This window comes from Streptomyces sp. NPDC047042 (assembly GCF_040644035.1).
In the GTDB taxonomy this organism is placed as follows: domain Bacteria; phylum Actinomycetota; class Actinomycetes; order Streptomycetales; family Streptomycetaceae; genus Streptomyces.
Genome location: NZ_JBEYVP010000013.1, coordinates 193,891 through 213,335, shown reverse-complemented (window position 1 = coordinate 213,335; position 19,445 = coordinate 193,891). Strand labels below are relative to the sequence as shown.

The window sequence follows — 19,445 nt, the reverse complement described above, 5'->3', positions numbered from 1 at the left end:
CTGTCCTTGCTGGCAGTCGAGTTGGGGCGCCGGAAAGCGGAGTTCGAGGCTGGGGAGGAGACCGGGCCGCTCAGGTGGTCAGTGGCGTGTGGGTGCCGAAGAGACGCTGGTGGTAGGTGAGGGGCTCGGTGCCTTCCTCGCCGGGTTCCGCGGCGAGGACGTGGGCGAGCTGGACGGTGTGGTCGCCGGCGGTGACGTACTCGTCGACCTCGGCGACGATCCACGCCGCCGAGCCGGGCAGGCGGGGCAGGTCCGCGCTGAGCGACCAGATGACGTCGTCGGCGAACTTGTCCGCACCCGGCCGGGCGAAGGCGGCGGCGAGTCCGGCCTGGTGGGTGCCGAGGATGTTGACGCCGAAGCGTCCGGTGCGGCGGATGATCGCCAGGAGTCGGGAGCGGTTGTCCAGGGACACCAGGATCATGGGCGGGGTCAGGGACAGGGAGGCGAAGGCGCTGACCGTGGTGCCGTGCGGGCGCTCGCCGTCCATCGCCGTGACCACGGCCACCGGGGAGGCGACGGCCGCCATGGCGTCACGGAACCGGCGCGCGGGCGGGGCGGTGGCGGGCGCTGTGGCGAGCGGGGATGTACTGGTCATGACCGGGCCGGTTCCGTGACGCGCGGGTCCAGGCCGTACTGCTCGCGGGCGCCCAAGTTGTCGCGCAGGGTGGGGCCTTCGTAGTCGAGGTGGAAGAGGCCGCGCGCCTGGAGGAGGGGGACGACCTGGTCGACGAAGGCGTCGACGCCGTCGTGGTAGCCGTCGATGGCGAGCGAGAAGCCGTCGCAGGCCCCGGCCTCGAACCACTGCTGCATGTGGTCGGCGATGTCGGCGGCGGGGCCGCCCACGACCGGGTGGTAGTCGATGACGCCGTGGGCGAGGACATCGCGCAGACTCCAGCCCTCACGGGCCACTTCCAGGGCACGGAAGGAACGCCGGTCGTGCGGGCTGGGCTCGGCGTCGGCCAGTTGGGGTGCGGTCAGCGGCCTGTCGATCTGATCGTAGGAAAGCGGCAGACCGATCATCGCGCCGAGGTACTGCACACGCTGGCGCAGGTCGACAGACTCGTCCAGGAAACGCCTGCGCTCCAGGGCGGCCTCGCGGGAGGCGGCGACGGCCGGCATGAAACCGGCGAACATCTTCACCTCGTCCGGGTCGCGCCCGGCCCGCTTGGCGGCATCCCGCAGGGCCTGGCGCTGGGCCTGGGCGTCCTCGAGCGTCATCGGGTTGGCGTAGACGCCGTCGGCGAAGCGGCCGGCGAGTTCCAGACCGTAACTGCCGCCGCCCGCCTGGAAGATGACCGGCTGGCCCTGCTCGGACGGCGGAATGGGCAGCGGGCCACGGGACGCGACGTGGCGGCCCTGGACGTTGACCGGCTGGATCTTGCCCATGTCGGCGAACCGCTTCGCCTCGACGTCACGAACCCAGGCGTCCTTCTCCCAGCTGCCCCACAGAGCCTGCACGACCTGGACGGTCTCGTGCGCGCGCTCGTACTTCTCCGCGCGGGGCGGGATGCGGCGGCCGAAGTTCGCCGCGGCCGCCGGGTGGGAGGTGGTGACCGCGTTCCAGCCGACCCGGCCGTGGCTGATCACGTCCAGGGCCTTGAACTGGCGGGCGATGGTGTAGGGCTCGTTGAAGGTGGTGGAGGCGGTGGCGACCAGACCGATCCGCTCGGTCTCGCGCGCTATCACAGTGAGGACGAGGAGCGGGTCGAGGGGGGTGTGCGGGTGCTCGGTCTCCAGGTCCACGTCCAGGACCGGGGTGTCCGCGATGAACAGCAGCTGGATCTTGCCGCGCTCGGCGGCCTGTGCGTAACGCACGAACTGGTCCATGTCGGTGTAGCTGGACAGATTCGCCCCGGGCAGCCGCCACGCCCCGGGCTCGGATCCGTAGCCGCTGGTGAACTGCATGGCCAGAAGCATCTGCGGGCTCGTCATGGGGGACGCCTCCAAACGGGCGGAAGGAAACAGGGGTGGTGTCGGGGATGGCCGAGGATGGCGAGCGTGCGGCGTGCGGCGTGCGGCGTGCCGCGTGCGGTCGGTGCGTCCGGGCTGGTGCGCCTGGATGTCCGGCGGGCAGCCGCCGCACCCTCCTGCGCGGGATCGGCGGCGCGGCGGCGCTCGGCGAGAAAGAGGAGGCCGGGGGCGGGGTGTCAGCGGTGCGCGGCGCGGTTCATCTCGACGATGTCGTCCAGGGTGGGGCTGCCGGGGAGGTCGGCGATCCGCTCGAGCATGCTGTCGCGGACGGCGGCGTCCTTGACGCGGTCGGCGGCGGCCAGGGCGGCCGGTAGCTCGTCGAGGGTCAGTTCGGTGCAGTAGGCGGGGCCCATCGGCTGCTGGCGCCAGGAGTCGGCCAGGGGGCCGGCGTCGTAGGGGTCGAAGCCGGTGTCGTCGACCAGGCTCATGGCCACCTTCTTCGCCTCCGCGGAGTCTCCGGCGACCGGGATGGCGATGCGGCCCGGAGTGCCCGCCGGAAGACCTCGGGTGCGCTGGGTCTCGGCAAGGGCGGCGTTCCATGCCTTGATGACGGGCCGGCCGAGGAGCTCGGAGGCGTACACGCTCTCCACCTGGCCGCCGTCCTCCACCGCCTCAATCCGTCCGTTGAGGTGCGGGTAGTAGTTCGAGGTGTCGATCACGACGGTCTCGGCGGGGGCGGTGGCGATCAGCTCCGCCAGCTTCTCCTGCACCCCGAACGGGATCGCCAGGACGACCGCGTCCCGGCCCTGGACCGACGCGTCCAGGTCCACTGCGCGGGCGCCCGCCTCGACCACCTCGGCCGCGACGACCTCCGCCCCCCGGGCATCCGCGACCTGTACGTCGTGACCGGCCAGGCTCAGCTTGCGGGCGAGGTTTCCGCCGATTACTCCGGCACCGATAACAGTTATTTTCATGATTTATCCTTTCAAAGGTCGCACCACCCCACGGGCGGCTTGATGCGAATGACGGCGCGGCGGGACCGCCGGGCCATTGCCCCGGCCCGTCTGGCGCGGGGTGCCCCCGCGCGGTCCGGCCTTGAGTGAGGTACCGACCGCTACGCGCGGTCGCCCGGCTCGCGGTATCCGCGGGCCACGAGCGCCCGCAGCCGCTCGACGGATTCCCCGGTGGCGCCGGTGCCCTTGATCCAGGCGACCGAGCAGGCCGCGAGGAACAGGTCGTAGCCCGTCACCGACGGGCGTACGTACCCGACACGCTGCGCGGCTCGCACGTACGCGTCGGTCGTGGCGATGAGATCGTCGCAGGGGACGGTGAGCGGATTGCCCGGGTCCTGCGCCCGGGTGGCCGCCATGAGGGGTTCCGGCAGTCCGCTGTAGGCGCTGAGGTAGTCCTCCATGGCCCGCAGCCACTGCGTCAGCGCCGCGCCGGCGTCGCCGATGCCGGCGATGTCCTCACGGCGGGCCACCAGTTCCTCGGTGCGGGCCTGGAGTACGGCGGCCAGCAGGGCCTCACGGTTGGGAAAGTGCCGGTACAGCGTCCCCGGCCCGACGCCCGCCTCCTTGGCGACCGCCTCCAGCGACGTACCGACCCCGTCCCGCAGGAAGTGACGCTGGGCGGCCTCCAGCAGGGCCGCACGATTGCGCTGGACGTCGGCACGGGGCTTGCGGCCCTGCTGCTCCGCGGCGTTCATAGACCCTCCTGGACTGCTCGGTACGGCGACCCCAACAAAAACGGAGACCATCTCCGAATTTCCTCCACAGTAAACCGGAGACACCCTCCGGTCAATTCGGGGGCTACCGCTTCGCTCACGGGCGCCCGACAACCCAGGAACGGCGGATCTTCACTCCACTCTCTGTTCCCCCAACAGCCCTTGTACAGCACACTGTTGGCCCGTGAACCTGAGCAGTGTTCACTTCCCCCTCCCATGGAGACCCCCCACCATGAGAAGACTCATCGGCACCCTCGTCGCCGGCGCTCTGGCGCTGGGCGGGCTCGCTGCCACCGGCTCCACTCCCGCGGTTGCCGCCACCTCGGGCACCTTCAACGTTCTCACCTACAACGTCGCCGGCCTTCCGGATGTGCTCAGCTCGGGCAACCCCAAGGTGAACACCCCGTTGATCTCGCCGCGTCTTGGCGCGTACGACATCGTCAACGTGCAGGAGGACTTCAACTACCACGCCGATCTGTACGCGAAGGACAACCACCCGTACCGCACGGCGACCAGTGGCGGCGTGCCCTTCGGAGACGGACTCAACACCCTCTCCGACTACCCGTTCCAGGACTTCGAGCGGGTGAAGTGGAGCAAGTGCACCGGCACCAACTGCCTCACCCCGAAGGGCTTTTCGCTCGCCCGGGTGCGGATCGCCGAGGGTGTCTACGTGGACCTCTACAACGTCCACACCAACGCCGACGACACCGACGAGGCACACGCAGCCCGCCGCGACAACGTCTCGCAGCTCTCCGCGTTCATCCGGGCCAACTCCTCCGGCAACGCCGTGATCGTCATGGGTGACACGAACACCCGGTACACGCGCACGCCCGACAACATCCGCACGCTCGCGTCCGAGAACGGGCTGACGGACGCGTGGGTCCAGCTGGTCAAGGGCGGTACGCCGCCGGCCCAGGGCAGTGACCCGATCGTCTGCCCGACGACCGCGCCCACCAACAGCTGTGAGGTCGTCGACAAGGTCCTCTACCGCGGCAGCAAGCTCGTGAACCTCTCCGCGACCCGTTACAACAACGAGTGGGCGTCCTTCCTGGACTCCGCGGGCGGCAACCTCTCCGACCACTTCCCGCACACGGTCGACTTCTCCTGGACGCTGAACCCGAAGCTGCGCGCCGGCGATGTCGTCGGCGGCCCGCACGGCACGGCCTTCAACGACTCCGACGATCTCCCGGCGACACCCTCGCCCCGCACACTCACCCTGCGCGGCGCCTCCCGCCTCGACGGGCTGTCCCTGACGCACGACGGCGGCACGACGCTGGTCCACGGCGGCACCGGCGGCACCGCCACCTCCCTCACCCTGGCGTCCGGCGAGCATCTCACCTCGGTGAAACTGACACAGGGTCAGAAGGACGGCCGCACAAGGATCTTCTCGGCGGCGTTCACGACGGACAGGTCCCGCACCCTGGCCTCCGGTACCGCCACGACGGACACCGCGACCTTCACGGCACCGTCGGGCTGGCAGATCGTCGGCTTCACGGGCCGCGCCGGCGACGAGATCGACCAGCTGGGCATGGTGTACGCGCCGATCGCCTGACCCCCACCAAGTCCTGGGCCTGGATGCGTTGTTGGGGGGGCGGACACCACTGTGCGTGTCCGCCCCCTCCCGCTCCGTCCACGCGTCCCGGAAAATCAGTCCGCTCCGGGCGCCCCAGCCGGTAGCTTCGGGAGGATGAGTGATCACTACGACGTGCGCGGCTCAGGCCCCGTCCTCCTCATCATCCCCGGCGGCGCCGGACATTCCATGGGCCTCGACAACGCCACCGCCCTCCTCTCCGAGCGTTTCACCGTCGTGACGTACGACCCCCTCGGCCTCGCCCACGGCCGACTCGGCGAGCCGGTCGAGGAACAGCGCGTCGAGTGGTGGAGCGACGGCGCGGCGCGGGTACTCGACTCGGTGCTTCCCGAGGGCGAGGCGGCGTATGTGTTCGGCAGCAGTTCGGGCGCCGTCACCGCCCTCGATCTGGCGTCCCGGCACCCGGACCGGCTCCGCCATGTGATCGCGCACGAGCCGCCGGTCGTCGCGGTACTGCCGGACGCCGAGCGACAGCGGTCGATGTTCGCCGGGGTGCGCGACGCCTACCGCACCCAGGGTGCCGAGGCCGCGTCGATCCGTATGACGGCCGGCATGGAGGAACGGGCCCTCACCGAGGAGGAGCTGAACAAGACGTCGGACGCGACACCACAACCCCCGTCCCCCGCCGACGAGTTGGCGACGCCGATGGGTGTCTTCCTCACCCGGGTCCTGGTCCCCTTCACCTCCTACAGCCCCCACCTCGCCGCCCTGTCCGCCTCCTCCCCCCGGCTCACCGTCGCCGTGGGCATCGACTCGGCCGGCCAGCTCCTGCACCGCACCACCACGTTCCTCGCCCGCCGTATCGGTGGCGTGGCCCGTCCGTTCCCGGGAGGGCATCTCGGATTGCTGACCCACCCGGCGGAGTTCGCCGCGCGGCTCAGGGAGACGTTGGTTCCGGTGGGCTGAGGTGGGTGGGTGCCTGCTGCGAGGACTGGCCGTCACCCGCCGCCCGCCACCCCTCGCCGGTCGCCCGTGGCCCCTCGATCGCCGGTCACCAGTCCCCGAGCGCCGGGCCGGTCACCGAGCGCCGATGGCCGAGCGCCGACGGCCGGGGCGCCGAGCCGGTCACCGAGCGCCGGGCCGGCCGCCACTCGCCGGTCACCGAGCGCCGGTCACCGAGCGCAGGCCGCAGGCCGCAGGCCGCAGGCCGCAGGCCGCAGGCCGCAGGCCGCAGGCCGTCGCGCGTCGCGCGTCGCGCGTCGCGCTGCGATTTCGAGCCGCGCGATCCGGCGGCAACCTTTCCCCGCCCCCCGGCAACAGACAGGTATGACCTCAGCACCACTCCCCCGCCCCACCGCCCACCGTCGTACCCACGCGGCCCGTAAGCCCCTGATCGGGGGGCTCGCGGCGGCCGGGCTGCTCGCCGGCGCCTGGTACGCGACCGCCGGGGCGGCGACGACGCCCGCTGCGCCATCCCTCGCCGTCACGGCCACCGCCGTGACGCTGCCGGCCAAGTTCCCCTATTTGTCCGCCGGTTACAACAACACACGGGAGTGGACGCGCACGGCGACCGCCGTCGCGCCCAACGGGACCCTGCGGGTCGCGTGGCCGGCGTCGGACGGGGTGCACGTGACCCCGCTGACCTCGGCCGGCAAGCGGGCGGGCGGCGACTCGATCGTGAAGGGCGCCAAGGAGGTCGGGGGGCTGATCGCCCACAACGACGGCTTCGCGCTGCTGACCCGGGTCGCCGACACCAACAAGTGGAAGGAGACGGCGGCGGCCCTCGTCCGCTTCTCCCAGGGCAGGGAGGCCTGGCGCACCAAGCTCACCGGCACCGCCTCCCACGACACGTCCCCCACGCTCGACGGCCAGCTCACCTGGAACGGCACCAAGTACGGCGCCTACTTCGTGGTGCACGGCGCGGGCGGCTTCGCCGACGGCCACTTCGGCGACAAGCTGTCGTATCTGAGCGCCAAGGGCGCGAAGCTCAGCGGCGGTTGGGGCTGGGGCTGCTCCCACAACGAGGGCATCGCGCTGCACGCCGAGCCCACCGGCGCCTTCACCTCCCTCTGCTTCGACGACTGGCGTTCGGGCCTGTTCGTGTCGACGGGCATAGGCGCCCCCGACAACGCCCCTGCCGTGCAGCGCGAGCAGTGCTGGGCGGGCTACTGCGGCGGCACGTACGCGGGCCGCACCGGCGACCTGGTGAAAGCGTCCACGGGCCGCTACGCCACCGCCTACGGCTCGCGCGGATCGGCCTCCGCCGCGAAGAACCCGGACGACTCGAGCGGCCGGGGCTGGACGGTGAAGCCGAGGTGGAGCACGCACCAGGTCGCGGTGTCGTTCCTCAAGAACCGCAACTCCCCCGCAGGCAAAGCCATTTACCTGACGAACGCGCCCGGCGCGGAACACGTCAACGTCCGCGTGGCCCCGTACGGCAAGGACCGGCTGCTGGTGTCCTGGGAGTCCCTGAAGAACGCCAGGTGCGCCAGCGGTACCTGCACCGGCACGTTCACGGGCACGCACCTGCGGCTGATCGACTGGAACGGCGCGTTCAAGTCGCCGGACAAGGTCGTCCAGGCGCGCATCACGGGCGACATCGCCGCCCTGAAGGACGGCTCCCTGACCTGGGCTTACGTCCCGGTGACCCCGTCGTACGCGACCCCACTGACGGGCGCCTCCCCGACTGCGGCTTCGCTGCGCATCGCCCGTCTGGCGCACTGAAACCCCACGGGCCTCACCGTGCGGCCGGCTGTACAGCCGGCTGTACGGCTGGTCGTGCGGATCGTCGTACGGCAGGTCGTACGACCGGTCCCGGCGCCGTAGCGGTCCCGGGAAGCCGTCGACCCTGGGACGCCCCGGTTCCGGTCGGGGCGCCCCAGGGGCTCATGCGCGCCCCTACGGGACGCGGGTCTGTGTCGCGGTGCGACTCCCCGGCGTGGGCGCGACCAGCGCCCGCCATCCGGGAGAGCGGCCCTCGGCGGGCGAAGAACCGCGTACCCCGCCGAGCGTCACCTCACCGCGCCCCGGGGAACCAGCCGCTGCGCCACCAGCTCGTCGCGCACCAACTCGGCGTACGCGGTCGCCCCTCGGACCGACGTGTGCGTGTTGTCGCGCTTCTCGTTGTAGAGGTACAGCGCCTTGGAACCCTCCACGCCGAGGGACTCCACCAGCGTCTTCGTCTTCGCCGTCAGGTCGATCAGCGGTACGCCGCGCTCCGCCGCGACCGCGCGGATCACCGCCGGGTGGTCGACGCCGAGGCCGTTGACCAGCAGGGCGGTGCCGTTGTTCAGGGTGCCGTCGGAGTTGAACCAGCGGCGCACGATCGGGGTCACCAGTACCGGTTTCCCTCCTCGCTCGCGAATACCCGCGACAAGCGTCTCCAGGTTCGCGCGGTACGTCGGTTCGTCGGTCTGCTTGTCGTTGTGCGCGAGCTGGACGAGGACCAGGTCGCCGGGCCGGATCAGCGGCTGGACGGTCGCGAAGAGCGCGGGGTTGGCGAGGTAGGTGACCGTACTCTCCCCGGAATCCGCGTAGTTGGCGACGGACAGTCCCTTGCGCAGGTACTGCGGCAGCTCCTGGCCCCAGCCGGTGTAGGGGTCGGCGGGCTGGTCGCAGACGGTCGAGTCGCCGACGAGGAAGATCTGCCGGGTGTGCCGGGCGGCGGGCGTGACCCGGATGTCCGCCAGGGCCGGCGCCGACCCGCCGAGCACCAGGTCGAGGCCAGGGGTGCCCTCGGGGCCGGTCGGTTCGCCCTCGGGCGTACGGACGTCGACGGTGAAGCTGCGGGCCACGCGCTCGCCGGCGGCCGTGCCGGTCTCCGGGGTGAGCGCCCGCCGGGTCTCGCCGGTGACCGCGGTACTGGCGGCGGCGTCGCCGCCCAGCAGGACCCGTACGTCGTACGTGCCCGGCGCCACGTCGAAGTGGCAGGCGGTGGCGGTGCAGTTCTCGATGCCCAGGGCCCGCGGTCCGTGCGAGGGCCGCGTGTGAGCGGCGGCGGGCACGGCGGCCAGGGTGGTGACGGTGCTCAGGGTCACGGCCGCCAGCACAGCTCGGTTGAAACGTCTCATCGCGGTTCCCACAACAGTCCTCCGACGCTCGACAAGGCCCAGCGGGTGGACGGTACATGGTCTGGCAAGCGCTTTCTAGAGTCCTGCACGATTTCACACAACTGCCAACTTCCTTACAACGAAAGCCCTTTCGCAAAATCGATTCAACTGTCACTCTTCCCAACACCGCACGCCGCAAGGCAGTGACACCGCCGGCACTGCGGCACCGCGGCACCCGCAACCCGTGCGTCCCCCACTTCCACCCCACCCCCACACCCCCACCTCCGAAGGAGGCACCCCCATGTCCGCAGCCAACGACAGGCAATCCGGCAGCTCCGGAATCCACCTCGGCCGTCGTGCGCTCGTCCTCGGCGCCACGGCGACCGCCGCCGGACTCGCGTTCCCGGGCACCGCTCAGGCGGCGACCTTCGGCTACACCGACGACGGCACGAACTACGTCATCGACACCGGCGCCAACCTCGTCTTCAAGGTCCGCAAGTCCAACGGCGACCTGTCCTCGCTGGTCTACCGGGGCACGGAGTACCAGGGCTACGGCGGCATGAACTCGCACATCGAGTCCGGCCTCGGCTCCTCCACGGTGACGATCCAGCAGTCCGGTTCGACGATCCTGGTCAGCGTCACGTACGGCACGCTGAAGCACTACTACGCGGCCCGCAGCGGCGAGAACAACGTCTACCTGTGGACCAACAAGGCCGACACGTCGGTCTCGGCGACCCGGTTCATCCTGCGCGTCAAGGCGGGCCTGTTCCTCAACGACGAGCCCGACTCGTACACGTACACGAACAGCACGATCGAGGCCTCGGACGTCTTCGCGAAGTCGGACGGCCAGACCCGCTCGAAGCACTACTCGAAGCTGCGGGTCATCGACTACGACTACATCGGCTGGAAGACCGGCAGCGTCGGCCTGTACGTGGTGCGCAGCAACCACGAGAAGGCCTCCGGCGGCCCCTTCTACCGCTCCCTCCTGCGCCACCAGAGCGCGGACGGCGGCGGCCTGTACGAGATCCTGTACTACGGCCAGAACCAGACCGAGGACCAGCGCTTCGGCCTCCAGGGCCCGTACGTCATCGCCTTCACGGACGGCGGCGCACCTTCCTCGTCGCTGTTCCCGGGGACGCTCACGACACCCTGGGCGGACTCCCTCGGCATCTCCGGGTACGTCGCCGCCGGCGGCCGGGGCAAGGTCGCGGGCGTCGGGATCACCGGGCGCAACACGGCGTACCCGTACACGGTCGGGCTCGCCAACTCGGCGGCGCAGTACTGGGGTTCGGCCCGGTCCTCCGACGGCTTCTTCTCCATCGGGGGTGTCCTGCCGGGGTCGTACACGCTCACGGTGTTCAAGGGCGAGCTCGCCGTGTACACCACCTCCGTGTCGGTGTCGGCCGGTGGCACGACGACCCTCAACTCGATCGCGATCCCGTCCTCGAACGACCCGAGCAACGCGAGCGCGATCTGGCGGATCAACGACTGGAACGGCACCCCGAGCGGCTTCAAGAACGCCGACCTGATGACGTACGCGCATCCGTCCGACGTCCGGGCCGCCGCCTGGACCGGCAACGTGGTGATCGGCAGCGGCAGCGAGACCTCGGGCTTCCCCTGCTACCTCTGGAAGGACGTCAACAGCGGTCTGCTGGTCTACTTCAAGCTGACCGCGGCCCAGGCCGCCGCCGCGCACACTCTGCGCATCGGCGTGACGACGGCCTACGCCAACGGCCGCCCGCAGGTCGTCGTCAACGACAACTGGACCTCGGCCATCCCCTCCCCGCCCACCCAGCCGAACACCCGGTCCCTGACCAACGGGTCCTACCGGGGGAACAACAACACGTTCACGTACAACGTCCCCGCGAGCGCGTGGCTCACGGACACCAGTCAGTACAACGTGCTGAAGATCAACGTGGTGAGCGGTTCGGGGACGACCTCCTATCTCAGTGCGGGCACGGCGATCGACGCGCTCGACCTGTTGAGCTAGCGCTCCGCTGGATAGGCGGTTCGTTCACCGCGGGCCCGGTGGGGGCTTGTCGCGCAGTTCCCCGCGCCCCTAACGGGGCGCGGTCGCGCCCGCGACCTCACCGGATCCCGCTACCCGTTACTGAGGGACCGTCATGTCCCGCGCGTCCACTGCTGGTTGGTTCCGCTGTTGCAGGTGTACGTGATGACGGCGGCCGAGTCGGCGGTGGACGCGCCGTTCACGTCGAGGCACTTGCCGCTCGCGCGGGAGACGAGGTTGACGTAGGAACCGCTGGTGGTGAGCGACCACTGCTGGTTGGTGGCCGACGAACCGCAGTTCTCCTGCGTGACGGTGCCGGCGTTCTCCTGGACGCACAACGAGCTCCCCCGGGTCACCAGTTGGTAGTAGCCGCCCGCGACGGACTTGAACCAGTACTTCTGGTTGTTGCCGCCGTTGCAGGTGTACTGCTTGATCTGGGCGCCCGCCCACAGCGACTGGCTGGTGACATCGGCACACTTGGAGGAATGCCGGGCGATCAGCGTGTTGTACGTGGCGCTGTTGCCGGTGACCGTCCCGGTGGCGGTGTCGATGGTGACCTCGGGGGACCAGGACATCGACATCGTGGTGGACGACGGGAAGCTCAACGGCAGCCACACATAACGGGAGTCGTTGACCGTACCGCCGAAGGAGTTGCCCCAGCGGTCACCCATGTAGAGGTACGAGGTGCCCGAACTCCCCTGCACGGGAAGGACGTACGCGGCCTGCGAGCCGAACGTCGTGGAGTCGCCGACGTTGGTCATCGCGGTCCACGGGCCGGTGACGCTGGACGCGGTGGCGTACTGCTGCTGGTTGGGGCTCCAGCCGGTGGCGGCCGAAGTCACCATGAAGTAGACGCTGCCCCGCTTGAACAGGGCCGGCGCCTCACGGTGGCCGTTGTGCCAGGGGTCGGCGACCAGCGCGGCGATGCCGGTGTAGTCGGCGGTGAGCCGGTAGATCTGGAGGTCGTAGTTCTCACGGGCCGCCGAGATCATGTAGCCGGTGCCGTCGGTGTCGACGAACACCGTGATGTCACGGGACATGTGAACGCCCAGCGGGCGGAAGCTGCCCTGCCAGGTGTAGTTGCCGTCGACGGTGTCGGAGACGGCGACGGCCGCGCGGGCCTCGCTGTAGTCGACGCCGTTCTCCTTGTGCATCCACATCACGAACTTGCCGGTGGCCGCGTTGTACATGACCTTCGGCCGCTCGATGTTGGCCGTGGCGAGCTCGGAGGAACTGGACTGCGTCAGGACATGGTTGCGGAACTCCCAGTTCTTCAGGTCGGTGGAACGGTAGGCGTCCACGTACCGGAAGGTGTTGTCGGCGTTGCGGTTCTCGCCGAACCAGTAGTAGTAGGAGCCGACCTTGATGACCCCGCCGCCGTGCGCGTGCACGGGGTCGCCGTTGGTGGCGGTGAACTGGGTGCCGTTGGTGATGGTGACGGCCGCCGCCTGGGCGGGCCCGGCGGTCGCGAGGGCGCCGGCCAGCGCCAGACAAACGGCGAGGAGAACCGCGTACACACGTCTCATGAGCCACTCTCCATGGGTGAGCCGACCTGCGTGCCTGTCTGCCGGCTGTCGGCGACGGGGACCCCGAAGTCCGGGGTGCCGTCCGCGTTCCAGCCGAGCTTCTGCACCCGGGTGTGCCGGTTGGGATCGTTCAGCGGGTCGCCGACGATCTCCCTGTACTGCCGTGCGTGATAGACGAGGACGTCGGTACGGCCGTCCTCGGCGACGGTGAAGCAGTTGTGGCCGGGGCCGTACTGCTTGGTCGTGTCGTTGCTGGTGAACACGGGGGTCGGGGACTTCGTCCAGTTGGCCGGGTCCATGAGGTCGGCACGGGCGTCGATGGTCAGCAGACCCATGCAGTAGTTGAAGTCGGTGGCGCTCGCCGAGTACGACATGAAGATCCGGCCGTTGCGCTTGATGAACGACGGGCCCTCGTTGACCCGGAAACCGATGCGCTCCCAGTCGAACTCGGGCGTGGTCAGCCGTATCTGAGGACCGGTCAGAGTCAGCGGGTCGGCCATCTTCGACAGCCAGACGGCGGTGTTGTTGTCCATCCCGGGCTCGTGCTGCGCCCAGGCGAGGTAGCGGGAACCGCGGTGGGTGAACGTGGTGGCGTCGAGGGAGAAGGTCTCCCAGGCGGTCTTCAGCTGCCCGCGCTCGACCCAAGTCCCCTTGAACGGATCGCGGTTGGAGTTCTCCAGCACCCAGATCCGGATGTCCCAGATCGCCTCGGCGGGCGCGGACGCGAAGTAGACGTACCACTTGCCGTCGATGTGATGGATCTCCGGCGCCCAGATGTGCGCGCCCATGGGCCCGGTCTCGTGCTTGCGCCAGATGACGGACTCGTCGGCGGTCGCGATGCCCCGGATGGTGCGGGAGCGGCGCAGGATGATGCGGTCGTACTCGGGGGCGGTGGCCGTGAAGTAGTAACGGCCGTCGGTGTGGCGGTGGATGTGCGGGTCGGCGCGGTTGCGCACGAGGGGGTTGACGAACCGGTCGGCGGCGCAGGGGGCGCCCGCCGGGGCGGCGGGGGCGGGAGCGGTGGGAGCGGTGGCGGTGGGAGCGGTGGCGGCGTGCGCAACGCCGGGAACGGTCACCAGGGCGCCTGCGGCCAGGGCACCCTTCAGCAGCGTTCTCCGGGCGGAGAGAGTGGGGTCTTCGGGGCCTTCGGGGCCTTTGGACAGGTCATCGGCGCGGCTCATGCGGACTGCCTCTCGGGGGTGGGGCACGAGATGTTGGCGTGTGTGTGTATGTGCGTATGTGGGGGTTGACACGAGAAACGTTCGTAATTACGAACAAGATCAGTCATTCCGAACGCCGAAAAGGTAAGCGTGTGTTACGGCGAGGTCAACGGGTCGGAGGGGACCAAAACCGCTGAGCAACTTTCTGTTATTGCCCGGAGGTCCGTTCCGTCTCCCGTTACGTGCACAGCAACCCCCCTTCCATCACCAGCCCCACCCATCGGACCGTGACGGCCGCGGCGGCCCTCGCGACGGCAGCCCTGTTGCTCGGCGCCCCGCCCGCGTCGGCGGCCGGCCTCCGGGACGCCACCGCCGACGTCCTCGCAGGCCGGGACGTCACCCTCACCGGCGACACGGTGGTACGGGTGCCCGCCGGTACGACCACCTACAACGGCGTCTTCCGAGGCGAGGGCACCCTCACCGTGCGCGGCACGGGCACCCTGATCCTGACGAGGGACAGCGACTTCACGCTGCCCAGGTCACGGCAGGGCCAGAAGGTACGCATCCCCGGCGGCAACCACCCGTACGTCACGGTCACGAACCCCGACCCACCGGCGGTGACCGTGGAACGCGGTGCCACCCTCCAGTACGGCAACGGCGGCACGACGGGACTGATCGGCCACTTCCCGTACAACACCCCGGCGTTCCGCCTGAACCAGGACAACATCCGCGTCGACGGCACCCTGCGCCTGTCTCTGACGAGCGCGTACAACCTGGGCACCATCAGCGGCGCCGGACTGGTGACCCAACCCCGTTTCCTCTGGGGCACCTGGGACCTCTCGGGCATCCACGCCTTCTCCGGGGTGATCGACAACGGCACCCAGGTCAACGCGGGACGCCCGGAGTACGCGACCTCACTCCCCCGGGTGCGCAAAGTCCTCAACCAGGGCACCTGGACGGTCGACACCCCGCTCGGCCAGACGGTCACCATGGGCATGGACTTCTACCAGCGCGAGTACGGCAGCGACATCAACATCCAGTCCCGCCCGGGCTCGAAGGTGGTCCTGACGGGCCAGTACAGCTGGTCGAACCAGGGCGGCGACACCAACCCGTCCCTCTCCGACCCCGCCCTCAACTGGACGCCGGCCCGCAAGAACGTCAACAAGCGCGGCACCAACATCAAGGGCGCGAACGTCCAGTGGGGCGACGGCACCACCAACAAGATCTTCATGCCGGGCACGGCCGAGACGGTGTACATCAACCTCCTTGCCGCCAGGTCCCGTTCACTGCTCACGTTCGACTACGACGGCCCGGTGACGCTGGGCGCCCCCATAGGCGGCGGCCGGTTCCACGACACCCTGTCCGCGCCCGGCGCCGGGGACATCGTCATCAAGGGGACACGCGGCAACGACGTCACGTTCGCCGCCGTCCAGTACTACGACGGGTCGACGACGATCGAGAAGGGCGCGGTACTGCGCCTCGGCAGCGGCAAAAGCGGCGGCGACGGCGGTCTGTACACCAAGGGTTCGCTCTACAAGGTCGTGAACAACGGCTCGTTGGTGGTACGGAACACCAGCAGGCCGCTGACGCTGTCGAGGATCAGCGGCAGCGGGTCGTTCACCCAGTCCGGCGCGGCGACGACGACACTGACGGGCAGTGGAGTGACGTACGGCGGGACCACGACGGTCACGAAGGGCACGCTGGCCCTCCGAGGCGGAGCAACTCTCGCACGCAGCAAGGTCATTCGGCTGACCACGGCGAGCGCACGGCTGGACACGGGCCCGGCGGGGCTGCGCCTGGGAACCTCTCTCACCGGTTCGGGAAGGGTGACGGGCTCGGTGACGAACGACGGGGTGATGGCGAGCGGGCTGACGGTGACGGGAGCCTATTCACAGGGCCCCAAGGGCGAACTCGTCCTGCGGGGAGGTCCGTTGAAGGTCGGCGGGGCGGTGCGCCTTGCGGGGGCGGTGGACCTCTCGTCGGCGGGTACGGCCTCTCACCCGGCCCGCACGATCACGGTGGTCGACAACACCGGACGCGGGAGGACCACCGGCACGTTCAGCGGGCTGAAGGAGGGCGCCGCGTTGAAGCTCGCCGACACGACGTACCGGATCAGCTACCGGGGCGGCGACGGCAACGACGTGGTGTTGAAGGCGGTCACGAAGAGCGGCGCGGCGCAGACCGCGGGTTCGGGAGTGCGCTCGGGGTCGGCTTCGGGGACGGGCTCGACTGTGGGCACGGCGGCCGAGGCAAGCACCGACTCGGCCCCGGCGACGGCCAGTTCGGGGCTCGGGTGGTGGCCGTACGCGATGGCGGTGGGCCTGCTGGCGGGCCTGCTGATCCCGGCCACCCGGAGAGTACGGGGACACGGGAACGGCCGGCGGCGGGGTGGGCGGCACGCGGCTCAAGGGTGATTCGGGTACAGGGCAGCTGGGGGCACGGCCAGATTGAGCAGGGCGGTCGCCGCCCCCGTACGAACGGTCAGTACCGGCTCGAATCGAGGTACCGTCCCCGACCCGCCGTAGGGTGCCGACCAACTGCACTCGTCCTTCAAGGAGACCCGACCCCGTGCCTCGGTCCGCTCACCTCGTGGCCACCCTCACCGCGCCGCGTTCCTTCTCCGGAGCCGGTGATGCCCCGTACCTGGCCTATTCGGCCACCGCACGGCTGCTGGTACAGCGGACCGACACGGAGCTGATCGTCCAGGAGATCGAGGCACGGGCCACGACCTGGGCCACGGGTCCGGAGGTCTCCTTTCCGGCACCCTGGCCGCGCCGGTTCGGCCAGGGCACGGTGTCCCCGGCCGGAGACCTGGCTGTGTTCACCGGGGCGCACGCGCTGCGAGCCGTGGACCGGTCGGGGAGCGTGCGCTGGGAGTTGAGGCACCGGTGCTGGGCGGGCTGCGCGGGACACTCGGCGTTCGAGGAGTACGCGGAGGACCGGGATCACCGGTACGCGGGCAGCGGCTCGGCCGCCTTCTCCGCGGACGGGAAGCTCGTCTGGGCGCACACGTGTGGCCCCGACAGCAGTGAGACGGCCGAGGAATGGCTGGTGATCGACGCCGCGGACGGGTCGGTACTCGCACGGGCCGAGACGGGCACTGCGGCTGCGGGATCGGTTCACGTCGCGTCACCCGACCCAGGCCAGATGGGCCTGAGTATCGGCGAGGGCCAGGACGGTTCCCCCCTCAGGTGGGGCCGCTGGGACGGAGCCGACCTCCTGGTCGATCGCTTCGGCGACGAGGACCGGGCCCTGATGTCGGTGAGCCCGTCCGGCGACCGGCTGCTCACCGTGACCCACGACCAGGATGCCCTGGCCGTCCAGCGCGTCGACGACGGCTCCGTGGAAGCCGAGCTGCACACCGACGAGGTTCCCCGGCATCCCGATTCGGAACCCTCGGAACCCGAGGACGACGATGACGACGAGGCCGAGGCCTTCTTCGACTACGAGGGCGGTTTCATCGACGGGGCCAACGCCGTCGTCGGGACGGTCGAGAGCGACGAGGAATTCGGCGCGGGGCGCCACTGGCTCGTCGACACCGCCGCTCCCCTGCGGATCGCCGATGAGCTGGTCTATCCCCATCCGGTGTCCGGCCTCCCGACGGCCCTCGGCGACGGCACCTGGTACACACAGTCCGCGGCCGACAATGCCCTCCATGTCTGGGCCGTGGGCCCGGCGGACGACGCTCATTGACCTGTCTCCGGGCGGGGCCCACACAGCTTCTCGTAGTGGTCGCAAAGGGCGTTCAGGGAGCGCGACATGCGGCGTGCGTAGGCGAGGCGTGAACTCAGGCCGAGGCCGGGGTCGATGCGCAGCTTCCTTGCGTAGGTGTGTCGCCGTTCGCGGCTCACTCCTGGCCGGTCATGAGCTTGATAGCCGGCCTGTTGCCAGAGCGTTGCTCTGCAACGCTGCCGATCTTGACTGACCCGCCCGAAGATTTAGATACAAAGTCAAGGTCAATGACGCACCCCGTTCACAAGCTCGCAGCGCACCTGTTCATCATGTCCGCGCGGTGGGTGGACCCGGGCATCGCGGAAGCAGCCAACCGACAGGTCCGCGCGATGTGTGAGCTCAGCGGACACGCCTTCCCGGCCGGAGGAGGTCTAGGACGGCCAACTGCCCCCGATCGAGCGGGCACGCGTTCAGCGCCGCAGCGGAGCCGAAGCCGCCCTCGCGGCCGCCGAGCCAGCCAGCGGGCCGGTTCACGTGCCCGAGCCTGACAACGTCGCCGTTCCTTGCGGTCACGGGCACGAGCGAGCGCCGATTTACGAAGTCGTCCTCACCATGCCGCTGTCTCCGAGGCGGAGATGTGACGGCCCCAGGTCAGATAGTCGAGGGCGGTGGCCAGGCGGATCCGGCCCTCCTCGTGGAAAAGCCGCCCGCAGGACGATCTGCCGGTCCCTCCAGAGCGCAAGCGGCTGCGTGAGCCCGCCGGCCTGAGCCAGGCGCAGATCGCCACGGCAGTAGGCGCGCCCCCCGGGAAGCGGTAGGAAACTGGGAAACCAGCCGGCCCGAACCGCGACCGTCGAAGCGCGCCGCGTGCGCCCGGGGGGATCGCAGAGCGCGGGGCCACCGCGGAGGACCTGAAGCGCGGGCTGCGCAAGGCTGACAACCCGGAAGGCGACTTGGATGCCTCCTGTTGGGAGGACACTGAAGACCTCGACGATGAGGAACGTGCCCAGCAGGCAACGCACGTTGACGACGCTGAGCACTATGCAGCTGCCTACAGGCGGCCGCCCCTGCGCACCCACACCGATGTCCTGGACCTTCTCCTGGCCGCAGGCGCCATCTACGAGGTGCCCGACGAAACCGGCGTGCCGCGCTTTTACCCCAAGGTCCCCGCGCCTGCGCCCGCAGATGTGTTCCCCCTGGATGAGAAAGAGGCCGCCATCCAGAGGCAGCTTCGGATCGACAGGGCATACGAGGGCGACTCCTACCGCATCATCGAACTCTTCGAACCTGATGGGAAACGCCACGAGGAAGTGGTGACCAGCCTGGACCGGCTCGCTCGACTCATCAAGGGCGACCCCCACGACGCACGCGAGGCCGTCCGTCTCCTGACCGAGGCGGGCGACTTCGCCACCAGCTTCGATCTTGACGGCCTCCCGTCGCACAGGGTCTTCCGCATCCGGTGCGACTGGGACCGGTTCGACCAGGCACGGATCGGCATTCACGGCATGACCGAGACGGAAAACTCTCGGTCACCTTGCCCAGCTGACTGGACCGGCCGTAGCCGCCGAGTGTCGGCGTCGGGTGTTGCTGTGGAGCCATCGAAAGGCGTCGAGTCGGGCCTCGCGCGCGTCTGGCCAACTCTTTCGCCCTGCAGGGTCTCGCCTTTGAAGGTCGCGTTGAAGGACTCGGCGAGTGCGTTGTCCGCGCTGGACCCGACCGCGCTCATGCTCCACCGGACCCCTGCTGACCTGCATGCTTCGAGGCCCCTGCTCGTTTATCCGCCGCACAGAGCTGGAGACGGGCGGCCCGCGCGCGAGCGGCCTCGTGCGGCTGGGTTCGGGGTCCCTGGAGAGATCCCCGAC

14 protein-coding genes and 2 pseudogenes are annotated in these 19,445 nt (G+C 69.8%); 7 read left to right on the top strand and 9 right to left on the bottom strand.

Features of this window, described 5'->3' with window-relative positions; all coding sequences use genetic code 11:
* Positions 1-70: 70 nt before the first annotated feature.
* The 4 genes from ABZ855_RS17575 to ABZ855_RS17560 form a co-directional block, all read right to left on the bottom strand.
* Complete coding sequence (locus ABZ855_RS17575; RefSeq protein ID WP_360807648.1) at positions 71-595, bottom strand: flavin reductase family protein; 525 nt, start codon at positions 593-595, stop codon at positions 71-73.
* Positions 592-1,932 carry an NtaA/DmoA family FMN-dependent monooxygenase gene (locus ABZ855_RS17570; RefSeq protein WP_360807646.1) on the bottom strand — a complete coding sequence of 447 codons (1,341 nt, stop codon included), beginning with the start codon at positions 1,930-1,932 and terminating at the stop codon, positions 592-594. The genes ABZ855_RS17575 and ABZ855_RS17570 overlap by 4 nt, the downstream gene beginning before the upstream one ends.
* A 215-nt stretch (positions 1,933-2,147) precedes the next feature.
* Entirely contained in the window at positions 2,148-2,885 is a 738-nt protein-coding gene (locus ABZ855_RS17565) for an NAD(P)-binding domain-containing protein (RefSeq protein WP_360807644.1), read from the bottom strand.
* A 140-nt stretch (positions 2,886-3,025) separates the two neighbouring features.
* Positions 3,026-3,619, bottom strand: coding sequence for a TetR/AcrR family transcriptional regulator (locus ABZ855_RS17560; protein WP_360807642.1), 594 nt, complete (start codon positions 3,617-3,619; stop codon positions 3,026-3,028).
* Between the two features lie 250 nt (positions 3,620-3,869).
* On the opposite strand from ABZ855_RS17560, the gene ABZ855_RS17555 reads away from it, so the two are divergent.
* From ABZ855_RS17555 to ABZ855_RS17545, 3 genes are all read left to right on the top strand, one after another.
* A complete protein-coding gene (locus ABZ855_RS17555; protein WP_360807640.1) occupies positions 3,870-5,189 on the top strand; it encodes a jacalin-like lectin in 1,320 nt (439 codons plus the stop codon).
* A 135-nt stretch (positions 5,190-5,324) separates the two neighbouring features.
* Positions 5,325-6,134 (top strand): alpha/beta fold hydrolase, encoded by an 810-nt coding sequence (locus ABZ855_RS17550; protein WP_360807638.1) that lies wholly within the window; start codon positions 5,325-5,327, stop codon positions 6,132-6,134.
* A 360-nt stretch (positions 6,135-6,494) separates the two neighbouring features.
* Positions 6,495-7,892, top strand: coding sequence for a hypothetical protein (locus ABZ855_RS17545; RefSeq protein ID WP_360807636.1), 1,398 nt, complete (start codon positions 6,495-6,497; stop codon positions 7,890-7,892).
* Between the two features lie 287 nt (positions 7,893-8,179).
* Here the strand turns inward: ABZ855_RS17545 and ABZ855_RS17540 are convergent, their stop codons facing one another.
* Entirely contained in the window at positions 8,180-9,238 is a 1,059-nt protein-coding gene (locus tag ABZ855_RS17540) for a rhamnogalacturonan acetylesterase (protein ID WP_360807634.1), read from the bottom strand.
* A 280-nt stretch (positions 9,239-9,518) separates the two neighbouring features.
* Here ABZ855_RS17540 and ABZ855_RS17535 point away from each other — a divergent pair, with 280 nt between their 5' ends.
* Positions 9,519-11,207: a rhamnogalacturonan lyase B N-terminal domain-containing protein gene (locus ABZ855_RS17535; RefSeq protein WP_360807632.1), complete on the top strand. Its 1,689-nt coding sequence runs from the start codon at positions 9,519-9,521 to the stop codon at positions 11,205-11,207.
* Positions 11,208-11,338: 131 nt separating this feature from the next.
* On the opposite strand, the gene ABZ855_RS17530 is transcribed toward ABZ855_RS17535, so the two are convergent.
* Both ABZ855_RS17530 and ABZ855_RS17525 read right to left on the bottom strand, forming a co-directional pair.
* Positions 11,339-12,751 (bottom strand): RICIN domain-containing protein, encoded by a 1,413-nt coding sequence (locus tag ABZ855_RS17530; protein WP_360807630.1) that lies wholly within the window; start codon positions 12,749-12,751, stop codon positions 11,339-11,341.
* The gene (locus tag ABZ855_RS17525) at positions 12,748-13,932 is read right to left on the bottom strand and encodes a glycoside hydrolase family 43 protein (protein WP_360807628.1); all 1,185 of its coding nucleotides are present in this window, start codon (positions 13,930-13,932) and stop codon (positions 12,748-12,750) included. The genes ABZ855_RS17530 and ABZ855_RS17525 overlap by 4 nt, the downstream gene beginning before the upstream one ends.
* Positions 13,933-14,174: 242 nt before the next feature.
* Here ABZ855_RS17525 and ABZ855_RS17520 point away from each other — a divergent pair, with 242 nt between their 5' ends.
* Both ABZ855_RS17520 and ABZ855_RS17515 read left to right on the top strand, forming a co-directional pair.
* On the top strand, positions 14,175-16,325 hold the full coding sequence (locus ABZ855_RS17520) for an autotransporter (RefSeq protein ID WP_360807690.1): 2,151 nt from the start codon (positions 14,175-14,177) through the stop codon (positions 16,323-16,325).
* A 154-nt stretch (positions 16,326-16,479) separates the two neighbouring features.
* Positions 16,480-17,604, top strand: a complete 1,125-nt coding sequence (locus ABZ855_RS17515) for a hypothetical protein (RefSeq protein ID WP_360807626.1) — start codon at positions 16,480-16,482, stop codon at positions 17,602-17,604.
* On the opposite strand, the gene ABZ855_RS17510 is transcribed toward ABZ855_RS17515, so the two are convergent.
* The gene (locus ABZ855_RS17510; RefSeq protein ID WP_360807688.1) at positions 17,598-17,849 is read right to left on the bottom strand and encodes a DUF6415 family natural product biosynthesis protein; all 252 of its coding nucleotides are present in this window, start codon (positions 17,847-17,849) and stop codon (positions 17,598-17,600) included. The two genes, ABZ855_RS17515 and ABZ855_RS17510, sit on opposite strands and share 7 nt — an antisense overlap.
* A 615-nt stretch (positions 17,850-18,464) precedes the next feature.
* Between ABZ855_RS17510 and ABZ855_RS17505 the strand changes: the two are divergent.
* A pseudogene (locus tag ABZ855_RS17505) lies at positions 18,465-19,070 on the top strand (DUF6042 family protein); the annotation flags it as partial.
* Between the two features lie 78 nt (positions 19,071-19,148).
* On the opposite strand, the pseudogene ABZ855_RS17500 reads toward ABZ855_RS17505, so the two are convergent.
* Positions 19,149-19,303: pseudogene (locus ABZ855_RS17500) on the bottom strand (integrase core domain-containing protein); the annotation flags it as partial.
* Positions 19,304-19,445: the final 142 nt, after the last annotated feature.